Consider the following 1,304-nt stretch of genomic DNA (forward strand, 5'->3'; position numbering starts at 1 on the left):
GCTTCGGCCGCCCTGACCTGACCGCCTTCGCTCGACTCGACGGCCTCGGTCTGAGCGTGACCGGACAACGACTTGAACCGGATCGTGCGGTCCTCGCGTGCCGCGTGGTGGAACCAGATCAGTGGTGCCGACGGTGCGGCAGCGAAGGCGCTGCTCGTGACACCGTGATCCGGCGGTTGGCCCACGAGCCGCTGGGCTGGCGACCGACCGTGCTGGAAGTTGTAGTGCGCCGCTACCGCTGTGCCGACTGCGGACACGTGTGGCGCCAAGACACCAGCGCCGCGGCGGAGCCACGCGCGAAGCTCTCGCGCACCGGGCTGCGGTGGGCGCTGGAAGGGATCGTGGTCGCACACCTCACCGTCGCCCGTGTCGCCGAGGGACTCGGGGTCGCGTGGGACACCGCCAACAACGCGGTCCTGGCTGAAGGCAAGCGGCTGCTGATCAACGACCCCACGCGGTTTGAGGGCGTGAAGGTCATTGGCGTCGATGAGCACGTCTGGCGCCACACCAGGCGTGGCGACAAGTACGTCACCGTGATCATCGACCTCACCCCGGTCCGCGATGGCGCCGGCCCAGCAAGGCTGCTGGACATGGTCGAGGGCCGGTCGAAGGCGGCGTTCAAGACCTGGCTCGCCGACCGCGACGACGCCTTCCGTGACGCGGTCGAGGTGGTCGCGATGGACGGCTTCACCGGGTTCAAGACCGCCGCTGCAGAGGAGATCCCGGACGCGGTCACGGTGATGGATCCCTTCCACGTCGTGCGCCTGGCCGGTGACGCCCTCGACAGGTGCCGGCGCCGGGTCCAACTCGCGATCCACGGGCACCGTGGGTTCAGGGACGACCCGCTCTACAAGTCGCGGCGCACGCTGCACACCGGCGCGGACCTGCTCACCGACAAGCAGAGCGACAGGCTACGCGCGCTGTTCGTTGATGACGCTCACGTCGAGGTCGAGGCGACCTGGGGTGTCTACCAGCGCATGATCGCCGCCTATCGCCACGAGGACCGGCAACGTGGCCGCGAGCTCATGGAGAAGCTGATCACCGACCTCAGCGCCGGCGTCCCCAAGGTGCTCACCGAGCTCACCACCCTGGGCCGGACCCTGAAGAAGCGAGCCGCTGACGTGCTCGCCTACTTCGAACGACCCGGCACCAGCAACGGGCCGACCGCGGCGCTCAACGGACGGCTCGAACACCTGCGCGGCTCCGCACTCGGGTTCCGCAACCTGACCAACTACATCGCCCGAAGCCTGCTCGAGACCGGCGGCTTCAGACCCCAACTCCTACACCCCCGATTGGGATGAGCC

The 1,304-nt window shown here is 68.6% G+C and carries 1 protein-coding gene; it reads left to right on the forward strand.

All coding sequences use genetic code 11. The features are described from left to right. Window positions 1–1,301 (forward strand): ISL3-like element ISPfr2 family transposase (locus N802_RS19115; RefSeq protein ID WP_035919690.1); only part of this gene is annotated, 1,301 nt, incomplete at its 5' end. Between the last annotated feature and the right edge of the window lie 3 nt (window positions 1,302–1,304).

Origin of the sequence: Knoellia sinensis KCTC 19936 (assembly GCF_000768705.1) — a bacterium.
Classification (GTDB): domain Bacteria; phylum Actinomycetota; class Actinomycetes; order Actinomycetales; family Dermatophilaceae; genus Knoellia; species Knoellia sinensis.